Origin of the sequence: Deinococcus pimensis DSM 21231 (genome assembly GCF_000519345.1) — a bacterium.
Taxonomy (GTDB): domain Bacteria; phylum Deinococcota; class Deinococci; order Deinococcales; family Deinococcaceae; genus Deinococcus_A; species Deinococcus_A pimensis.
Genome location: NZ_KI912675.1, coordinates 1 through 380 on the forward strand (window position 1 = coordinate 1; position 380 = coordinate 380).

General features: G+C 68.2%; 1 protein-coding gene. It reads left to right on the forward strand.

Going from position 1 to position 380, the window contains the following annotated elements; all coding sequences use genetic code 11:
- Nucleotides 1–380: hypothetical protein (locus tag DEIPI_RS40610; RefSeq protein WP_045235075.1), on the forward strand; the 380-nt coding region annotated here is incomplete at both ends.

The window sequence follows — 380 nt, forward strand, 5'->3', positions numbered from 1 at the left end:
AAGAGCACCGTCAGCAACGGCGACGGCGTGCATACCGCCACCGTGAAGGTGCACTACGACCTGAACGCGGGCCTGCAGTACCTCAACTGCTTCCGACTGGCGTTCAACCACGTCGGGGTGGACTTCAGCACGCCCAACGCGGGTGTGGTGGAAGGCGCCGACGTGCGCTGGCGTGTCTTCGCGGCGGACGGCGACGGGTCCTACGCGCAGAAGCACACCAACATCCTCGCGGCGCTCGCCGGGGAGGAAGTCATGCACGACAGGACCGGCGCGGACGGCACGGCGCAGCTGCGCTTCGAGGGCGTCCGGCAGGATCGCGACCTTGGCCCGGCACCCTCACCGGTGGACAAGTCGGGTGAGGTGACGGCGATCAGCACGAT